Raw genomic sequence first — 18,043 nt, 5'->3', positions numbered from 1 at the left:
GCGGGGCTCAGGCCGCGGCGGCGGTCCGGGGCGTGCGCCGCAGGAGACGGAGGCCGGCCCGTATCGCCGGGATCAGTGCCCAGCACACGGCCGCCCAGTGGGTGACCAGCGCGACCGGGATCGAGATCAGGAAGGCCACGATCATCGCGGTCAGCCAGCTCATGACGTCCGACACGGCCTCCGGTGACGCGGGGGTGCGCAACCCCCCGGACCTGCGCAGGTCCGTGAAGGCCAGCCGGAAGAACAGACCGGTCAGGACCTGGTTGGCCGCGTACACGATGAACTGGACCTGGAACGCGTCGGCCTCGCTGGTCAGCAGCTTCGTGGTGAACGGCGTGACGACGATCGCGAGCAGCCAGAGCAGGTTCCACCGGATGGCGCCGCCCGAGAGCCCGGTGACGTACCGGAACAGCCGCTGGTGGATCAGCCAGTGGACGGCGATGGCCCAGAAGCTGACCAGGAAGGCGGCGTACTCGGACAGATGCTCGCGCAGGAAGTGCAGTACCTCGCCGTTGCCGTGGACGTCCCCGGTGGGGAGGGGCAGTTCCAGGGCGAGCAGGGTGATCGCGATGGCCACCACCGCGTCCGAGAAGTAGATCAGCCGCTCCGGACTCGCCGGCCGGTCCCCGGTTGCCTCCTCGGCCCCCTCCCCCGCCTCGGCCGTCTCGGTCTCCTCGGGTGTCCCGGCGGTGCTCTCGGCACGGGTGTCGGCCATCGTCGGTTGCTTCCTTCTGCGCGGCGGAACGGGCGGCATGGGGCGAGGGTCCACTGGTGGACGGGTCCCAGCATGATGGGCGGGCCGCACCATGGCCAGGCCTGTCACGAACCGCCGCGCTCAGGCGCCGGCGAGCGTCAGCTTCACCGCGAAGCCCAGGAACAGCACCCCCGCCGCCGAGGTGGCCGTCGCCGACATCCGCTTGCGGCGGCGGAACGCGTCGGCCAGCCGGGTGCCGCTGAATATGAGGGCGCTGAGGTAGAGGAAGCTGGCCAGCTGGGCGAAGGCGCCCAGGACGACGAAGGACAGGGCCGGGTAGGCGTACCCGGGGTCGACGAACTGCACGAAGAAGGCGACGAAGAACAGGATCGCCTTGGGGTTGAAGAGGCTGACCACCAGGGCCCGGCGGTACGGCCGCTCCGCCGCGGCGGCGACCGGGGCCGCCTCCACCGCCGCCCGTTCCCTCCGCGACCGCCACATGCGCCGGGCCGCTCGCAGCATCCCGATCGCCAGCCAGGTCAGGTATCCGGCGCCCGCGTACTTCACGATCCCGAACAGCACGGCGTTGGCCTGGAGCAGCGAGGCCACCCCGGCCGCCGACAGCGTCATCAGCACGGTGTCGCCGCACCACACGCCCGCGGCGGCGGTGTAACCGGCCCGTACGCCCTGGCGGGCGGCGACGGAGAGCACGTACAGGGAGTTGGGGCCGGGCAGCAGGACGATCAGGACGAGTCCTGCCAGATAGGTGGGGAGATCGATGACGCCGAACATGCGAAGAAGTCTCGCACGGACGTCCGACAACGCCTCCGGCCCGGGTCAGAAGGCGTCGGTCGGGACGTACACGCCCCACACCTCCCGCAGCGCGTCGCACACCTCGCCGACCGTCGCCCGGGCCCGCAGCGCCTCCCGCATCGGGGGCAGCACGTTGTCGTCGCCGCCGGCCGCCTTCCGCAGGGCGGCCAGGGCCGAGTCGACGGCCGGCCGGTCCCGTTCGGCGCGCAGCCGGGCGAGGCGTTCCGCCTGCCGGGCCTCGATGGCCGGGTCGACGCGGAGCGGCTCGTAGGGCTCCTCCTCGTCCAGCCGGAACCGGTTGACGCCCACCACCACCCGCTCCCCCGCGTCGGTCTCCCGCGCGATGCGGTACGCGTTCCGCTCGATCTCGCCCTTCTGGAAGCCCCGCTCGATCGCCGCCACCGCGCCGCCCAGGTCCTCGACCCGGCGCATCAGGCCGAGGGCCGCCTCCTCCACGTCGTCCGTCATCCGCTCGACCGCGTACGAACCCGCGAACGGATCCACCGTGGCCGTCACGTCGGTCTCGTGCGCCAGCACCTGCTGGGTGCGCAGCGCCAGCCGCGCGCTCCTGTCCGTGGGCAGGGCGATGGCCTCGTCGAAGGCGTTCGTGTGCAGCGACTGGGTGCCGCCGAGGACCGCGGCCAGGCCCTGGACCGCCACCCGGACCAGGTTCACCTCCGGCTGCTGCGCCGTCAGCTGGACGCCCGCCGTCTGGGTGTGGAAGCGCAGCATCATCGACCGGGGGTCCCGCGCCCCGAACTCCTCCCGCATCACCCGCGCCCACATACGCCTCGCGGCACGGAACTTGGCGACCTCCTCAAGGAGCGTCGTACGCGCCACGAAGAAGAAGGACAGCCGGGGGGCGAAGTCGTCCACGTCCATCCCCGCGGCGACCGCCGTGCGCACGTACGCGATGCCGTCGGCGAGGGTGAAGGCGATCTCCTGCGCGGGAGAGGCCCCCGCCTCGGCCATGTGGTAGCCGGAGATGGAGATGGTGTTCCACCTCGGGATCTCGGTCCGGCAGTAGCGGAAGATGTCCGCGGTGAGCCGCAGCGACGGCTGGGGCGGGTAGATGTACGTCCCCCGCGCGATGTACTCCTTCAGCACGTCGTTCTGGATCGTGCCGGTCAGGGCGCCGGCCGGTACGCCCTGCTCCTCCGCCACCAGCTGGTACAGCAGCAGGAGCACGGCCGCCGGGGCGTTGATCGTCATCGACGTCGACACCCGGTCCAGCGGGATCCCGTCGAACAGCACCCGCATGTCGTCGACCGAGTCGATCGCCACGCCCACCTTGCCGACCTCGCCGTGCGCGATCGGCGCGTCCGAGTCGTAGCCCATCTGGGTGGGCAGGTCGAAGGCGACGGACAGGCCCGTGGTGCCGTGGGCGATCAGCTGCCGGTAGCGGGCGTTGGACTCCGCCGCCGTACCGAAGCCCGCGTACTGGCGCATGGTCCAAGGGCGGTGGGTGTACATCGTCGGGTAGACGCCCCGGGTGAAGGGGTACGACCCCGGGTCGCCGAGTTTCTCCGCCGGGTCCCAGCCGGCCAGGGCCGACGGGCCGTAGACCGGGTCGACGGGCAGTCCGGACTCCGACTCACGGGCCATGGTGGGTGACCTCCGCAGTGCGCCTGTACGCCGGTGTGTCTCCTCCTTCCCACCATGCCCTCTTGTTCGACGGCGGTCACGCGGGGAAGCATCCTCGGCATGAAGGTCACCGAGTTCTCGGACGCCTCCCGGATCGTGGGGCGGCCCGCCGTCGCGGTCGCCGCCCTCGCCGTGCTCGTCGGCTGCACCGCGCAGCCGACGAGCGGGGACGCCAAGGGGCACTCGCCCATCCGCATCGAGCTCCCGCACAGCTCCCCGCCCGGCAGGACGGCCGGTGCGAAGCCCACCCCCGCCCCGTCCGCCGTCGAGACCACCCCGCCGCACATCGTGTACACCCGCGGCGACACCGGTCCCGGCGTCCGGGAGCTCCAGGCCCGGCTGCGCCAGGTCGCCTGGCTGTTCGACGGGCCGACGGGGACCTACGACGACCTCACGGTCCAGGCGGTCAAGGGGTTCCAGGGCAAGCGCGGGCTGCCCCGGACGGGTGAGACGGACGCCGTGACCTGGCGGCGGCTGGTCGGGATGACGCACCGGCCGGGGAAGTGGGAGCTGTACCTGATGGGCGGTCAGCCGGCCGCCGCGCCCGATCGGCGCTGCCTGACCGGGCGGGTGCTGTGCATCAGCAAGACCAGCCGGACGCTGCGCTGGATGGTCGACGGGCGGACGGTGTCGACGATGTCGGTGCGGTTCGGGACGCAGTTCACCCCGACTCGTGAGGGGGTGTTCCACGTCTACTGGAAGTCACGGCACCACTTCTCGACGCTCTACCACTCCCCGATGCCGTACGCGATGTTCTTCAGCGGTGGCCAGGCGGTGCACTACTCGTACGACTTCGCGGCGCGGGGCTACGCGGGCGGCTCGCACGGCTGTGTCAACGTGCGGGACGAGGCGGCGATCTCGCGGCTGTTCGCCCAGGTGCGCAACGGCGACAAGGTCGTCGTGTACTGGTGAGCGGGGCGCGAAGAAGTGTGGGGCGCGGGCGGGACCGGGGGAACGTGTCCCGCCCGCGCCAATGCACGAGCCGCAGGTACGGGGGGAACCCCGGCTCTGTGCGACGGCCGATGACCAGTCGGCTCACTCTTTACTGCGCCGCCGCCTCTGAAAACGTCACACCCTGCGGGAAAAAAGTTCAGCGACTTTCAAAACCGCAGGTCACAGCGGTACCTAAAGGTCAAAGCGCGCTGTACGTCGGGGCGGGGGTGGCGACGGGCTGGTTCGGCAGCAGGGGTGCGAAGCCCGTCGGGGCGGGTGAGGCCGCGCCGTCCTCGTGGTGGTCGTTGCCCTCGCCGTTGCCGTCGCCGGAACCGCCGGTCCGGCCCGGCCGGCCGTCGCCGTCACCGCCCTGGCCGTTGTCGCCGCCCTGACCGCTGCCGCTGCCCCGGCCGCCGCCCGAGCCGCCCTTGTCGTCGCCGACGGTGCCGTCCCTGCCGGCGGTCAGGCCGGAGCCGAGGACGGTCCTGCAGAACCTGTTCACCCGGCCGGCGCCGCCCGCCAGTCCTTCCAGGGTGCGCTTGCGGTCGGCGCCCAGCGGCTTGCCGTTCAGGATGGCCCGGCAGGAGGTCAGCGCACCGCCCCACCGGCCGGTGGGGGTGCCGGCCGAGTCGGTGTCCCGCCCCTGCGGCTTGCCGGAGGGGTCGGGCGAGGACGTCCCGGAGCCGCCGGACGGGGTGCCGGAGGAGGGTGTGCCGGTCTCGCCGCCGAGCAGGGACTCGGGCGAGGTCGAACCCTGCGGCTGCGCGGGGGTGCCGGCGGCCGAGACGGAGGCCCCCGGCGCGGGGCGGTCGTCGCCGAACGGGGTCGGCAGCACACCGGTGCCCACCGCCGCCGCGACCCCGCCGAGCATGCCGACGGTCAGCGCGGCGGCGAGGGCGAACCGAGCGGGGCGGGCCCAGCCCGGGGCACGGAGCGGCCCGGTACCGGCGCCGATCCGGAAGAGCCCCGCGTCGGCGCTCCGCCCGGTCCTCCCCGGCTGCCGCGCCAGGGCGGTCCGCTCGCCCTCGGCGGATTCGCGCGCTTTGCGGAAGGCAGCCAAAGCGGCTTCCTCACCAGGAAGTTCGATGTCGGCGGGCACGGCCGGCACGGAGAGCGCGCCCAGCCTGCTCGCGAGGCGTTCTGCCTGGTCACGGACGGATGCGTCGACGGCTTCCAGCGACTCACCGCGCAGCAGACGTTCCGCCGTCGCCCGGTTCAGCCACTTGTCCTGCTCGTCGGCCATCACATGTCCTTCTGCGTCCGCGAACGCGTATGCGTCACACTCGCGGACGTCACCGCACGATCATTCGGTTCTCGCTGGGGCGGAAGCGCGTCCAGGACGCCCGCCTTGTCCGGGTCGGCGCCGAGGAGTTCCGCGAGTTTCCTCAGGCCCCGGTGGGCCGCCGTCCGCACGGCGCCGGCGCGTTTGCCGAGGGTATCGGCGGCGGTCTTGGCGTCGAGGCCCATGACCACCCTGAGGACGACCGCCTCGGCCTGGTCCTGCGGCAGCCGGGCGATGAGGGCGAGGGTGGAGTCGGTGGTCAGCGCCTCGATGGCCTCGCCGGCGGTGTCCGACTCGGCGGCCCGGCCGGTCAGTTCCGTCTCGTCGCCGCCGATCGCGGGGCGGCGGCCGCGCATCCGTATGTGGTCGAGGGCGCGGTTGCGGGCGATCCGGGCGGCCCAGCCGCGGAACCGGTCCGCGTCGCCGCTGAACCGGTCCAGGTCCCGGGCGATCTGCAGCCAGGCCTCGGAGGCGACGTCCTCGGCGTCCGGGTCACCGACCAGCGTTCGGACGTATCCGAGCAGGCGGGGCTGGACCGCGCGGTAGACGACGCGGAACGCCGTCTCGTCCCCGTCCTGTGCCGCACGTACCGCGGCGGTCAGCTCCGCGTCGTCCCCCAGCACCCGATATCCCTCTTTGCGCCTAAACCGGCGCCGCTCTCGCGGACGTGGTTCCTCGCCGTCGTGGTTCCTCAATTGATGGTTGCGGTGTTCGGGGCCGTGGATGGTTGCGGTGGTCATGCGTCTTCTACGGCCCGGCGCGAACTGCACGTTACGCACTGAATCCGTTCCCCGTCCATGTCCGTACAAGATGCAACTAACTCGTGACGCCGTGGGGTGTGACAGAAAACGCACTCATGGCGCTGAAGAGAGTACGGGCCGCCGCGCGGTCCGTGCCGCGCGACGGCCGGGGCCTCTCCTGTGGGGGGTGGCGGCCCCGGCCGTTGCCTCGGTGCCGCTCGGCGCGCCAACGCGGGGGCACCCGGGGCCGGTTGATCATCCGGCCGCCGACTCGCGGAGTCAGTCGCCCTTGCCGCTCGCGGACTTGCCCTTGCCCGAGTTGCCCGTGTCGCCGGGCTTCTTCGTGTTGCCGGGCTTGGCGGTCTTCTTCCCGGTTGTCGCCGTCTGGGACAGCAGCTCGGCACAGTACGCGGTTACGTTCGTCTCACCGCCGGCTGCCTGGATCAGCCGCTGCCAGGCCGTCGAGTCCATCGCCCGGCCGTTGTCCTTGACCTTCTCGTAGGCCCGGCAGTGGGCCTCGGTGTCCTGCGCGGTGACGGGGCGCTCGGACGGGCCGGTGCGCCCGGGGGTGCCGGGGTCGTCCGTGGCCGGCCGGCCGGCGGAGCCGCCCGGCGTGCTCGGCGCGGAGCCGGGCCGCCGGCCGTCGTCGTGGCCGTGGTCCGAGGAGTGCACCGAGCCGATCGCGGCGACCGCGACCCCGCCCAGGGTGAGGCTCGCCAGGGCCATCGTCAGGGTCGCCTTCACCGAGCGGCGGGTGCGCCGCTGCTCGCGCGGGCGCCAGTCGTCCCGGCGCCGGGTCCGCGCCCGGTGCGCGCCGGCGTCCCGGGCGGTCCGGAACGCGGCCACCGCCAGCCGTTCGCCCTCGGTGTCGGGGCCGTCCCCGCGGATGGCGGCGGCGAGCAGCACCTCCAGCGCCGGACCGGCGGCCCCGGCCTCGGGCACCGCGCCGTCGGGGTGCGCGTGCCGACGGCCGCGCTCGGCATCGTCGCTTCGCCGTTCACCCATGTCCCTGTCCATCCCTGTCCGACGGCCGCCCGTCGTGGCCACTCCTGCCGCCCCTGACGTTCCTGCCGTCGTGGGCGTTCATCGCGTTCCCGTCGTGCGCGCCGTCCTTGGCGTTCATGTCGACTCCCCCAGCGTCCGGGGATCCTCCTGCGTCACACCCGCCGCACCCAGCCGCCGGGCCAGGCCCTTCAGCCCCCGGTGGGCGGCGGTGCGCACCGCGCCCGGGCGCTTGCCGAGCACCCGGGCGGCGGCCGGGCCGTCCAGGCCGACCACCACCCGCAGCAGCACCGCCTCCGCCTGGTCGCGGGGCAGCGAGCGGACCAGTTCCAGGGCCCGCTCGGTGGAGAGCGCCTCCAGGGCCTGGTCATGGGTGCTGTACGTGCCCGGCAGGTCCAGCACGTCCTGCTCCAGCGCCGTCGACCGGGGCCGTACCTTCAGCCGGCGCAGATGGTCCAGCGCCCGGTGCCGGCCGATGGTCGCCGTCCAGCCCCGGAAACCCGCTCCGTCGCCCTTGAACCGGCCCAGGTCCCGGGCTATCTCCAGCCAGGCGTCGGCGGCCACGTCCTCGGCGTCGTCACCGACGATCCCGCGGAGGTAGCCGAGCAGACCGGGCTGCACCAGCCGGTACGCGACCGCGAACGCGGCCTCGTCGCCTTCCTGGGCGCGCGCCACGGCGTCGCCGAGCTCGCCGTCGTAGGCCTGCGCGCGGCGGGTCCGCCCTCCCTGGCTCAACACGTTCCTCGTTCGTACCGAGTGCGAATCGGGCTCCGCGAACCCGACCTCGTCCGTGCGCCCCGTCCGGCGGTGCGCACAGCCCCCACGATCACCAGCGTCCGGCCTCACAGAAGTGTCACAGTCGGCCGGATCCGTTTGTGGTGAGTGACGTTTGGTCAGCTCCGGACGCTGTGTCTAAGCGTTGCCTGTGTGACAGGCGTGACAGGGCCTGACAGGTGTGACAGTGATGGTCTTCTTCTAGGGGTGGGGACGAGTGAGTCCACGCGGGAAGCGTGCGTACAGACCGCTGAGCGTGAAGCGGCGGGTGTGGCTGACGCTGGGGGCGGTGGTCCTGGGCGGCGGGGGCGTGGTGTCGTACGCCGTCGCCAGCCCGTCCGCCGGTCACGGGGCCGGCGGACAGGCCAAGCGGCCGGTGAAGGTGTACGACCTGGCGCTGACGGGCGGCGCGAGCGGCGAGCGGAAGCTGCCGCGCACGGACACCAGGCAGTTCTCGCTGCTCGGCGTCTCGTGGACGGGTGCGACCAAGCGGCTGCACGGTACGGCCCAGGTGCGCACCCGGTCCGTCGGCACCGGGGAGTGGACCGCCTGGCACGACCTGGAGGCCGCCGACCCGCTGGAGGACCCGGAGGCCGGCGCCGACGCGCGCGGCGCCTCCGAGCCGCTGTGGGTCGGCCCCTCCGACGGCGTCCAGGTCCAGGTCGTCCACCGGGACGGCTCCACCAGCTCCGGGCTGCCCAGGGGGCTCCAGGTGAACCTGGTCGACCCCGGGGTGGTGACCGACGCGGAGGCGAAGGCCGAGCCCGCGGGATTCGTGGTGGAGGGGAGCCCGAGTGACAGCGCGTCACCCGCCGACTCACAGTCGCCGGCCGACTCCGAGTCGCCCGCCGAGTCCCCCTCGGCCGCCGAGTCCGCGACGGCCTCCGGCTCCGCCGCCCCGAGCGACTCGGCCTCCGTCTCCGAGTCGCCCTCGGCGACGGCATCCGCGTCGGCTTCGGCGTCGGCTTCGGCTTCGGCTTCGGCGAGCGCGTCCGCCAGTACCCCCACCGCTCCGCCGTCCACCGTGCCCGAGCCGCCGATCGTCTCGCGGGCCGGATGGGGCGCCGACGAGTCGCTGAGCCCGGACCCGTCGGACTACAACGCGGACGTGAAGGCCGTCTTCGTGCACCACACGGACGGCACCAACGACTACACGTGCGCGCAGTCCCCGGCGATCGTCCGGGGCATCTACGCGTACCACACGCAGACCGAGCACTGGAACGACATCGGCTACAACTTCCTGGTCGACAAGTGCGGCACGATCTTCGAGGGCCGCAAGGGCGGGGTCGACCTGCCGGTGCTCGGCGCCCACACCTACGGCTGGAACCGGGAGTCGGCCGGTATCGCGGTGCTCGGTGACTACACCACCGCCGGTGCCACGGACGCGGCCCTGACGTCGATCGCCCGGCTCGCGGCCTGGAAGCTCGGCCAGTACGGCGCCGACCCGGCCGGCACCGTGAAGCTCACGGCGGGCGCGACCCAGACCAACTACTTCGGCACCGCCTTCACCTCGGGCACCGCGTACACCTTCAACCGGATCTCCGGTCACCGCGACGGCTACAACACCCAGTGCCCCGGCAACTCGCTCTACCCGCAGCTGCCGACCGTCCGTGCCTGGGCGGCCGGCCCGGTGCAGGGCCTGAAGCTCACCTCGCTGTCCGGCGCGGGCCTGTCCGGCTCGACGTACTACACCAAGGGCACGGTCACGGCGAAGTGGTCGACGACCACGCCCGGTTCGCTGATCTCGACGTTCCAGGTGCTGGTGGACGGCAAGGTGGCCGCCACCGCCTCCGGTACGGCGACCTCGGCGAGCGCCACGCTCGCCGCGGGCAGCCACACCGTCGCCGTCCGGGCCGTGCACCAGTCCGGCAGGACCACGACGACCGCCGCGGTCACCGTCGTCACCGACACCACCGCGCCCACCTTCACCACGGCGCCGAAGCTCTCCCTGCGCACCGGCACCGTCAGCACCACCGCCGTCCCGGTCACCCTCGGCTGGAAGGCCGCCGACGACGCGGCGCTGAAGTCGGTGAGCCTGCTCTCCCCGACGACGGCCGCCTTCGGCCCGACCACGACCAGCTCCAGCCGCACCGCCAAGCCGGGCTCGGCGTCCACCTGGTCGATGAAGGCGTCCGACTACGCGGGCAACACCCGCACCTCGTCGCCGTCCTTCACCCCGGTGATCCTCCAGGAGACCTCGGCCGTCAGGTCCGGTACCTGGACGGCCCGTTCGTCCACCAACTACCTGGGCGGCAAGTCGTACTCCAGCGGCTCCAAGAACGCGAGCCTGACCTGGACCTTCACCGGCCGGTCCGCCTCCTGGGTGGTCAGCCGGGCGGCCACCTCGGGCCAGGCGTACGTGTACGTCGACGGCACCAAGGTCGCGACCGTCGACCTGAAGTCGGCGACGACCTCCTACCGCCAGGCGATCTGGACCAAGAGCTGGTCCAGCAGTGCCAAGCACACGGTGAAGATCGTGGTGGTCGGCACCAGCGGCCGCCCGACGGTCACGACGGACGGCCTGGTTTACCTCAAGTAGCCGCAGAGGCGGCTCAGGTGGCCGAGTCCACCGGTTCGGGCGTCCGCTCCCGCGCTTCCAGCGGGACGGGCGCCCGGTCCGCGTTCACGACCACTCCGGCGACGAGCGCGCCCAGCAGCAGCGCGGCCATCGCCCACCAGGTCGCCACGTTGAAGCCGTGCACCGCGGCCTTCGCCTCGAGCAGCGCCCGGTTCGGGATGCTCGCGGCGTGCGCGCCGGCGTACCGGGTGGTGACGCTCGCGGCGATGGTGTTGAGCAGCGCGGTGCCGATCGAACCGCCCACCTGCTGGGCGGTGTTGAAGGTGGCCGAGGCCGCGCCCGAGTCGCGCGGGGCGACCCCGCCGGTGGCCAGGGAGACCGAGGTCATCATCGCCGTACCCATGCCGAGGCCGAGCATCAGCATGCCGGGCAGGATGTGCGAGGCGTACGCGGGTTCGACCCCGACCTGGGCTATCAGCGCGAGTGCTCCGGCCGCCATCAGCAGCCCGGGGACCATCAGCACGCGCGGCGGGACCCGGTGCAGCAGCCGGGCGGCGATCTGGGTGGAGCCGGTGACCATGCCGACGGTGATGGGGAGGTAGGCGACGCCGGTCTTCACCGGCGAGTACCCGAGGACGCGCTGCATGTAGTAGGTGAGGAAGAGGAAGACGCCGAACATGCCGATGGTGACGAGCAGCACCGTGAGGAAGGCGCCGATGCGCTGCCGGTCGCGGACCACGGTCATGGGGAGCAGCGGGACCGGGGCGCGGGTCTGCCAGAGCCCGAAGAGGCCGAGCAGGGCGGCCCCGCCGATCAGCAGCGTCAGGACCAGGGAGTCGGTCCAGCTCCGGGACTCCGCCTCGGAGAAGCCGTAGACCAGGGCGAGCATGCCGGCCGAGCCGAGCAGGGCGCCGGGTACGTCGAGACGGGCGTCCGGGTGGCGGCCGCCGCCGGGCAGCAGGGCCCAGGCACCGGCGAACGCGACCAGCGCGATCGGCACGTTGACGTACAGGCACCAGCGCCAGTCCAGGTACTGGGTGAGGAAGCCGCCCGCGAGCAGCCCGACCGCCGCGCCGGCGCCGATGATCGCGCCGAAGATGCCGAACGCCTTCCCGCGGTCCTTCGGGTCGGTGAAGGTGGTCGCGAGCAGCGACAGCGCGGCCGGGGCGAGCAGCGCGGCGAACACGCCCTGCAGCGCCCGCGCCCCGAAGAGCATCCCCTCGTTGACCGCGGCCCCGCCGAGCGCGGAGGCGGCGGCGAAGCCGACGAGCCCGGTCAGGAACGCCATCTTCCGTCCGGCCAGGTCGGCGATCCGGCCGCCGAGCAGCAGCAGTCCGCCGAAGGCGAGCGTGTAGGCGGTGATGACCCACTGCCGGTTCCCGTCCGACATGTGCAGGGCGGTCTGGGCGGAGGGGAGCGCGATATTGACGATGGTCATGTCGAGCACGACCATCAGCTGGGCCAGTGCGATGACGACCAGGGCCCACCAGCGTCGGTTTTCGGCCATGGGTCAATCGTGCCTCCGCCAGGGCCAGTTGGGAACGGCCGCGTCTCCAATTACGGGGTTTTTGCCGAAACCCCGGCGCCGGGTCGGCTACGCCACCGCGTCCCGGCACAGCAGCCGCAGCGAGCCGTGGCCGCCGTAGCAGCGCCGGGCCTCGTCGATGGGGTCCCACAGCCGTCCGTCGTGGGTGCGGATCCAGTGGTCGCCGCCCGACGCCCACCATTCGCCGCCGCCCTGCCGGACGATCACCTCGCCGGCGTAGGCCCCGAGGCCGCGGAGCATCTCCCGCACGGCGTCGTACGGCGCGCCCTCCCGGCGTATCTCCTCGATCGTCCGGTCGACCCGCCACAGGCTCTGCGCCGAGTAGTCGAGCCGGACCCGCGCACCCTCGCGCATCATGGCCACCGCGTCCGCCGCCCAGCGGGCCGGTTTCCCGGCTGCGTGCGGCCTGGGCTGCTGCTGTGCTGTCACGTAGTGGGCTGTCACATAGGGAAGAGCGAGGTCAGCGGCGTTTTCGTCACCCGGATCCGGGCTGTTTCCGCAACCGGCGCAGGACCCCCTCAAGTCCGCCGCAGCTCCACCGCACGGCACGCACAGGAATCTCTCAGGTCCGGCAGTTCAGGCCCGGCCGCGGGCCCGGCGGGAGACCACCGCGCGCAGCACCCGGCGGCCCTCGGTGGAGACGTCCAGCGCGCGGCGCAGTCCGGCCGCGCCGTGGCCGGCGATCAGTTCGAGGACGGTGACCTGGCGCCGGAGTTCGGCGGCGACCAGCGGGGACATCCCCTCGGCGCCGCCCTCGCGGCGGGCGGCGGCCGGGGCTGCCGCACCCTCGGCGGGGTCCAGGAGCCGGTGGATCTGCAGCGAGGCGACGGAGCAGGCGTCGGCCCAGACCCGGATGCCGGCCCCGTCGTGCGACTCGGGCGCGGCGGCGAGCATCCGGCGGGCGAGCACCTCGGCCTCGTCGGCGTCCCCGGCGGCCGTCTCACCGGTGCCGAGCGAGCCGCGCGCCTTCTCCAGTCCCTCGCCCCAGTCGGAGCCGTCGGCGAGGCTCGTCCACAGTGGCCGCAGCACCAGGTCGTCCCCGCCGAGCAGCGGCACGCACCGATCCAAACAGGCCAGTCCGCTGGCGGCCAGTCCGCGTTCATCGGCCTGCGCGATCAGCTCCACCAGGCTCATGCCACGCCTCCCACACCGGTCCATACCAAGGCGCCGACCTTTACGGAGCCCGCACTTCCCCTAACTGCGTGCGATCCGCCGGGAGTGTCACAGCGGTACGACGCCCAGCAGGTCGAGCAGCCGGAAGAAGGGGTTTTCGGCCAACGGCGCCGACGGGTCGGGGTCGGCGCCCAGGACGGCGAGGAGCGCGTCGGCGCCGACGGTGTGCCCGGCCTCGGCCGCCCAGGCGACGGCGCGGCCGGCGGCGTCCCAGGGTTCGAGGAAGTAGTCCTCCAGGGACAGTCCCTGTTCGCCGACCCCCAGATACCGGCCCGCCGCGGCCCGGCCCAGGCAGGTGGTCCAGCCGCCGCTCTCCGGTCCCGCCGCCTCGACGACCACACAGGCGCCGTCCATCACATAGCCGAACAGCGCGGGCGAACCGGTGCGCGCGGCGAGGGCGTTCATGCTGCCGACGTCGGCGTCCGGGCTGTCGTACTGCCACACCTGCCAGCCCTCGGGAGCCGAGGTCCGCAGCACGCCCCCGTCGGGCGGAAGTCCGCCGCGTCCGACGACGAAATACCCCCAGTGGCCCATACCGGCCCCTCCCCCTCGTCTTCCGGGCCGAATACACCACAGGGGCAGGGCAGTCCGCCAGACGCGTGCGGCCGTGCGTCAGAGCGCGGCCGGGGCGGCGCCCGCCATCGCCTTCTCGTGCTGCATCCGGGTCAGCCGCACCACGAGGAGGACGGCGAGGACGGCGGCGGCGATGTCGAGGGAGTCCGAGATCACCATCCGCAGGGCGCCGTCGCGGACCTGGGCCGCGCCCTCGGTGTCGCCGTGGCCGGTCGTGGCGGCACGGTCGGCGAACAGCGAGGCCAGCCACAGCGTCCACCAGGCGTTGACCAGCGCGTACGAACGGGTCGTGCCCCAGGGGCTGCTGGCGTCCCAGATGTCGAGGGTGATCCGGCGCGGGAACCAGAGGTTCACCACAGGCACGAACCAGCCGCCGATCGCCCAGCCCGGCGACCTGCTGTGCCCCAGCGGGTTGAAGACCTGGGCGTTGGCCCGCACCCGCTGGAACCAGCACAGGTACACGATCACGCAGGCGACCAGCGCGACGGCCTGGGCCCCGGCGGCCGCGGCCAGGAGCGAGTCGGCGCGCTCGGCCCGGCGGAAGGCGGCGGCGCTCGGCTCGCCGTCGGCCAGCGCGCCCGCGGCGTCGTACTGGACGAGGTCCGCGCAGACGGCGAACAGATCGGCGGCGATGACGACCCCGAGCAGCACCACGGCGGCCCAGCCGAGCCCGACCGGCGAGCGCAGCCACAGCCCCGGTGAACTGCCGAACGCCGGGACGGGCTCGGACGAGTCGCCCAGGCAGCGGTGGCACAGGGTGGCGCCGGGCGCGGCGGCGAAGTGGTGACAGCGGGCGCAGATCAAGGCGGTGTCCCCCCGGGGTAGGCACGGCACCCTCCCCCGGTCCGCGCGCGGAAGCGGAACATACGGCCCGCCACCGCCGTACGTCCACCTCTGATCGCGTATCAGCCCAGCTTGTCCGCGAGTCCCTTGAACGCGGTCCACGACAGCGCCGGGGTGCGCGGGTCCCAGAGTTTCTGCGCGGTGGCCCGCAGCGGCATCCGGATGCCGGCGGCCACCTGGTCCTGCGTCTGGGAGCCCGCGAGGTCGCACCAGACCGCGAACGAGCCGCCGAGGATCTGCGCGTCGTAAGCGGCGGAGACGGCCGTGGTGCCGCGCAGCACGCGCGGGGTCCACTGCTGGTAGATCCGCTGCCCGGTCGGATAGACGAAGGTGTTGGGCTCGCCGAGGACGTAGTAGAGGAACTCGTCGTTGTAGTTGAGGACCTCGCGCCCGGCGCTCAGGTACTCCACCGGCTGCCGGGCGCCGATCTCCTTGCCGGTCCAGTAGGCGACCTGGAGGTCCTCGGCGGGCTGCACGGAGGTGTCCCGGAAGAAGCCGTCGTTCCAGACCCGCAGGGTGCGGTCGTGGGCGCGGACGGTGTCGGCGCGGTCGCCCAGCCAGCCGGTGGTGAGGTCGGCGACGGTGCCCGAGTCGCCGTACGCCTGCCGCGCGGCGTCGGCGAGCTGCGGGTAGGAGGCCTGCGGGTCGGCGACGGTCAGGGCCTGGTACTCGTCGCCGCCGAGGTTCCAGTAGGAGCCGGGGAAGACGTCGGCGTACTCGTCGAGCAGGTCGTCGACGAGCTTCGCGGAGGCGTCCAGGGAGATGTCGACGGCGCCCTTGGCGGCGACGCCCTGCGCGTTGCGCAGTTGCAGCTCGGGGTGGGCGGCGAGGACGGCGCCCAGGTGGCCGGGCGAGTCGATCTCGGGGACGACCTGGATGTGCCGGCTCGCGGCGAGCGCGACGATCCTCTTGACCTGAGCCTTGGTCAGATGGTCCTTGGAGACGATCTCGGGGTGGGTGGCGGACTCGATCCGGAAGCCCTGGTCGTCGGAGAAGTGCAGCCCGAACTGGTTGTACTTGAGATCGCCGAGCTCCTTCATCCGGGCCTCGATCCACCCGGCGGTGAACGGCTTGCGCGCGATGTCCAGCATGAACCCGCGCTGCGGCTTGGCCGGCTGGTCCTTCACGACCCCCTCGGGGGCGGTGCCGCCGCCGTGCACCTCCTGCTTCAGCGTCCGGGTGCCGTAGAAGACGCCCGCGTCCCCGGGCCCGCTGATCCGCACCGACCCGCCGCGCACGGTCATGGTGTACGACTCCGGGTCCCCGGTCCCGCCGAGGTCGAGCCGCAGATCACCGGCGCGTACGTCCTCGTTCGCGCCCTTCTGCCCGGCGTACGTCAGCCCCAGCTCGCCCGCCGTCAGCCGCCCCTCGTCGACCAGCGCCGGGTCGCTCACCACGACCCGCCCGTTCTTCGCGGGGCGCCAGCCGGGTCCCCGGGCGGCGGTGTGGGAGCGCACGGCGGGGATGGTGCGCGGGGCCTGGGAGAGGGGGTAACTGCGGGTGGGCGTGGGCGTGGGGGTGGCGGCCCGGGCGGCGGACGAGGCGGCCTGGGTGCTCCCGGAGGGCCGCCGGGCCGATCCAGCCGCCGTCTCGCCGTCGGCGTCGTCGGAGGCGGCCCACACCCCGATGCCCGTACCGAGTGCGACGGTCCCCACGAAGGCGGCGGCGACCACCGCCCGCCGCCGCGCGACCTGCCGTCCCGAAGGCCTGCGCCTGTGCTGGCTCACGGCCCCAACCTACGACGCATCCACCACACCGACGTCATCCACCCGCTCTGAAACTCTCCCGTTCGGGTGAAATTCAGGCAACCAACGGACACACCGTGAACGTCCTGGATAACGTCGACGACACATCTCTCCCAGCATCCCCTGCCACACCGCATGTGACGCGAGGAACCACGCTGCCCGCCCACCGTGTGCCCCATCTCCCCACCCCGCTGGACGCCTTCAACGCCGCCCCCGACGACGAGGCCGGCGCGCTGCTCCTGCACTGCCTCCACAGCCTGCGCTGGTCCCGCCGCATCGCCGACCACCGCCCCTACCCCGACGCGGACTCCTTCCTCGCGGCGGCGGACGAGGCCACGTACGACCTGTCCCCGGCGGACCTGGCGGAGGCACTGGCGGGCGAATGTCTGCCGCCCGTCCCGGACGGCATGTACTCCGCCGCCCACACCGCCCTGAGCGCGGCACACGCGGCCTACGAGGCCCGGTTCGGGCACGTGTTCGTCATCTACCTCGGCGCCACCCCGCCCGAGGAGTCCCTGGACCGCGTCCTGGAAGGCATCCGGTCACGTTTGACAAACGATCCGGAGGAGGAACGGGTCATCGCGGCGGAGGAACTCCGACGCCTTGCAAGGGGACGGCTCGAGTCCCTACTCAGGGGCGCAGGGAACTGCGCGACCAGCCCAAACCGTGCCGCACCCGGCAAATAACCGAACAACCCACCCCGGAAACCGCCCGGCTAACCCATACGCGTGCCACTTTGATCACACCGGTAGGCCCGGCGTAAGCCCAGCGGTAGCGCATCGCTACGATGCTGGGGGCCGGTGGACCGTACCCGGCCGGGCCCGACCGACACCCACAAGCCGGCGCGGCCCCGATACCCCGCTCCCGGAGGGACTTCCGTGCCGGCTGGAACGCTGTACCGCGGCCGGGAAGGAATGTGGTCCTGGGTGGCTCACCGAGTCACCGGCGTCCTCATTTTCTTCTTCCTGTTCGTTCACGTGCTGGACACCGCTCTCGTCCGCGTCTCCCCCGAGGACTACGACAAGGTCGTAGCCACGTACAAGACGCCGATCGTCGCACTGCTGGAGTACGGCCTCGTGGCCGCCATTCTCTTCCACGCGCTCAACGGCCTGCGTGTCATCGCCGTCGACTTCTGGTCGAAGGGCCCGCGCTACCAGAAGCAGATGCTCTGGACGGTCGTCGGTGTCTGGGTCGTCCTGATGGCCGGGGCCATTTACCCCGTTCTCGGCCACGCCGCTCGTGTCCTGTTCGGGAGCTGACGCAGATGTCGACCACTGAAACCCCCGCAGCCGGCGTCGGCCCCGTCGAGGGCGCCCCCCTCTTCAACGTCGACAACCCGGCCCCGCTCATCGAGGCCCCGCGCAAGCGCACCAAGAAGACCCCGCGCTCCACCCGCGGCAACTTCGAGATGGCCGCCTGGCTGTTCATGCGCCTGTCCGGCGTCGTGCTGGTCGTCCTCGTCCTCGGCCACCTGCTGATCCAGCTGGTGCTCGACGGCGGCGTGTCGAAGATCGGCTTCGCGTTCGTGGCCGGCCGCTGGGCGAGCCCGTTCTGGCAGGTCTGGGACCTCCTGATGCTGTGGCTCGCGATGCTGCACGGCGCCAACGGTCTGCGCACGATCATCAACGACTACGCGGAGCGCGCGAACACCCGGCTGTGGCTCAAGGGCCTGCTCTACACGGCCACGGTGTTCACCATCCTGCTGGGCTCGCTGGTGATCTTCACCTTCGACCCGAACATCCGCTAGGCACGGGGCTGCGAAT

The 18,043-nt window shown here is 72.6% G+C and carries 18 protein-coding genes; 5 read left to right on the top strand and 13 right to left on the bottom strand.

The window, feature by feature from the left end; all coding sequences use genetic code 11:
* Window positions 1-7: 7 nt before the first annotated feature.
* From ACFZDK_RS02770 to ACFZDK_RS02760, 3 genes are all read right to left on the bottom strand, one after another.
* Complete coding sequence (locus tag ACFZDK_RS02770; protein WP_390969058.1) at window positions 8-715, bottom strand: TMEM175 family protein; 708 nt, start codon at window positions 713-715, stop codon at window positions 8-10.
* A gap of 120 nt (window positions 716-835) precedes the next feature.
* A complete protein-coding gene (gene leuE / locus ACFZDK_RS02765; protein ID WP_390969056.1) occupies window positions 836-1,486 on the bottom strand; it encodes a leucine efflux protein LeuE in 651 nt (216 codons plus the stop codon).
* Window positions 1,487-1,531: 45 nt separating this feature from the next.
* A complete protein-coding gene (locus ACFZDK_RS02760) occupies window positions 1,532-3,112 on the bottom strand; it encodes a methylmalonyl-CoA mutase family protein (RefSeq protein ID WP_390969054.1) in 1,581 nt (526 codons plus the stop codon).
* Between the two features lie 99 nt (window positions 3,113-3,211).
* Between ACFZDK_RS02760 and ACFZDK_RS02755 the strand changes: the two genes are divergently transcribed.
* Window positions 3,212-4,063, top strand: a complete 852-nt coding sequence (locus ACFZDK_RS02755) for a L,D-transpeptidase family protein (RefSeq protein WP_390969052.1) — start codon at window positions 3,212-3,214, stop codon at window positions 4,061-4,063.
* A gap of 220 nt (window positions 4,064-4,283) precedes the next feature.
* Here the strand turns inward: ACFZDK_RS02755 and ACFZDK_RS02750 are convergent, their stop codons facing one another.
* From ACFZDK_RS02750 to ACFZDK_RS02735, 4 genes are all read right to left on the bottom strand, one after another.
* Window positions 4,284-5,327 (bottom strand): hypothetical protein, encoded by a 1,044-nt coding sequence (locus tag ACFZDK_RS02750; protein ID WP_390969050.1) that lies wholly within the window; start codon window positions 5,325-5,327, stop codon window positions 4,284-4,286.
* On the bottom strand, window positions 5,327-5,989 hold the full coding sequence (locus tag ACFZDK_RS02745; RefSeq protein ID WP_390970070.1) for a sigma-70 family RNA polymerase sigma factor: 663 nt from the start codon (window positions 5,987-5,989) through the stop codon (window positions 5,327-5,329). Before ACFZDK_RS02745 ends, ACFZDK_RS02750 begins: the two co-directional genes overlap by 1 nt.
* A 396-nt stretch (window positions 5,990-6,385) precedes the next feature.
* Window positions 6,386-7,111 carry a hypothetical protein gene (locus tag ACFZDK_RS02740; RefSeq protein ID WP_390969048.1) on the bottom strand — a complete coding sequence of 242 codons (726 nt, stop codon included), beginning with the start codon at window positions 7,109-7,111 and terminating at the stop codon, window positions 6,386-6,388.
* Between the two features lie 114 nt (window positions 7,112-7,225).
* Window positions 7,226-7,843 carry a sigma-70 family RNA polymerase sigma factor gene (locus ACFZDK_RS02735; RefSeq protein ID WP_390970068.1) on the bottom strand — a complete coding sequence of 206 codons (618 nt, stop codon included), beginning with the start codon at window positions 7,841-7,843 and terminating at the stop codon, window positions 7,226-7,228.
* Window positions 7,844-8,138: 295 nt separating this feature from the next.
* Between ACFZDK_RS02735 and ACFZDK_RS02730 the strand changes: the two genes are divergently transcribed.
* The gene (locus ACFZDK_RS02730) at window positions 8,139-10,421 is read left to right on the top strand and encodes an N-acetylmuramoyl-L-alanine amidase (protein WP_390969046.1); all 2,283 of its coding nucleotides are present in this window, start codon (window positions 8,139-8,141) and stop codon (window positions 10,419-10,421) included.
* A 13-nt stretch (window positions 10,422-10,434) separates the two neighbouring features.
* On the opposite strand, the gene ACFZDK_RS02725 is transcribed toward ACFZDK_RS02730, so the two are convergent.
* The 6 genes from ACFZDK_RS02725 to ACFZDK_RS02700 form a co-directional block, all read right to left on the bottom strand.
* Window positions 10,435-11,907, bottom strand: coding sequence for a DHA2 family efflux MFS transporter permease subunit (locus tag ACFZDK_RS02725; protein WP_390969044.1), 1,473 nt, complete (start codon window positions 11,905-11,907; stop codon window positions 10,435-10,437).
* An 87-nt stretch (window positions 11,908-11,994) separates the two neighbouring features.
* Window positions 11,995-12,375, bottom strand: coding sequence for a hypothetical protein (locus ACFZDK_RS02720; RefSeq protein ID WP_390969042.1), 381 nt, complete (start codon window positions 12,373-12,375; stop codon window positions 11,995-11,997).
* Between the two features lie 147 nt (window positions 12,376-12,522).
* Complete coding sequence (locus tag ACFZDK_RS02715; RefSeq protein ID WP_390969040.1) at window positions 12,523-13,080, bottom strand: hypothetical protein; 558 nt, start codon at window positions 13,078-13,080, stop codon at window positions 12,523-12,525.
* Between the two features lie 87 nt (window positions 13,081-13,167).
* Complete coding sequence (locus ACFZDK_RS02710; protein ID WP_390969038.1) at window positions 13,168-13,653, bottom strand: hypothetical protein; 486 nt, start codon at window positions 13,651-13,653, stop codon at window positions 13,168-13,170.
* 78 nt (window positions 13,654-13,731) lie between these two features.
* The gene (locus ACFZDK_RS02705) at window positions 13,732-14,496 is read right to left on the bottom strand and encodes a DUF4328 domain-containing protein (protein ID WP_390969037.1); all 765 of its coding nucleotides are present in this window, start codon (window positions 14,494-14,496) and stop codon (window positions 13,732-13,734) included.
* A gap of 101 nt (window positions 14,497-14,597) precedes the next feature.
* Window positions 14,598-16,208 (bottom strand): family 20 glycosylhydrolase, encoded by a 1,611-nt coding sequence (locus tag ACFZDK_RS02700; protein WP_390970066.1) that lies wholly within the window; start codon window positions 16,206-16,208, stop codon window positions 14,598-14,600.
* A gap of 209 nt (window positions 16,209-16,417) precedes the next feature.
* Between ACFZDK_RS02700 and ACFZDK_RS02695 the strand changes: the two genes are divergently transcribed.
* From ACFZDK_RS02695 to ACFZDK_RS02685, 3 genes are all read left to right on the top strand, one after another.
* Entirely contained in the window at window positions 16,418-16,966 is a 549-nt protein-coding gene (locus tag ACFZDK_RS02695) for a 2-oxo-4-hydroxy-4-carboxy-5-ureidoimidazoline decarboxylase (RefSeq protein WP_390969035.1), read from the top strand.
* 192 nt (window positions 16,967-17,158) lie between these two features.
* Window positions 17,159-17,539: a succinate dehydrogenase, cytochrome b556 subunit gene (gene sdhC, locus ACFZDK_RS02690; RefSeq protein ID WP_043406142.1), complete on the top strand. Its 381-nt coding sequence runs from the start codon at window positions 17,159-17,161 to the stop codon at window positions 17,537-17,539.
* Window positions 17,540-17,544: 5 nt separating this feature from the next.
* Window positions 17,545-18,027, top strand: coding sequence for a succinate dehydrogenase hydrophobic membrane anchor subunit (locus ACFZDK_RS02685; protein ID WP_384561478.1), 483 nt, complete (start codon window positions 17,545-17,547; stop codon window positions 18,025-18,027).
* Window positions 18,028-18,043: the final 16 nt, after the last annotated feature.

The sequence above is a fragment of the Streptomyces sp. NPDC007901 genome (genome assembly GCF_042959465.1).
Classification (GTDB): Bacteria; Actinomycetota; Actinomycetes; order Streptomycetales; family Streptomycetaceae; genus Streptomyces.
The sequence above is the reverse complement of the archived record's forward strand: the minus strand, read 5'-3'. Positions and strand labels throughout refer to the sequence as shown.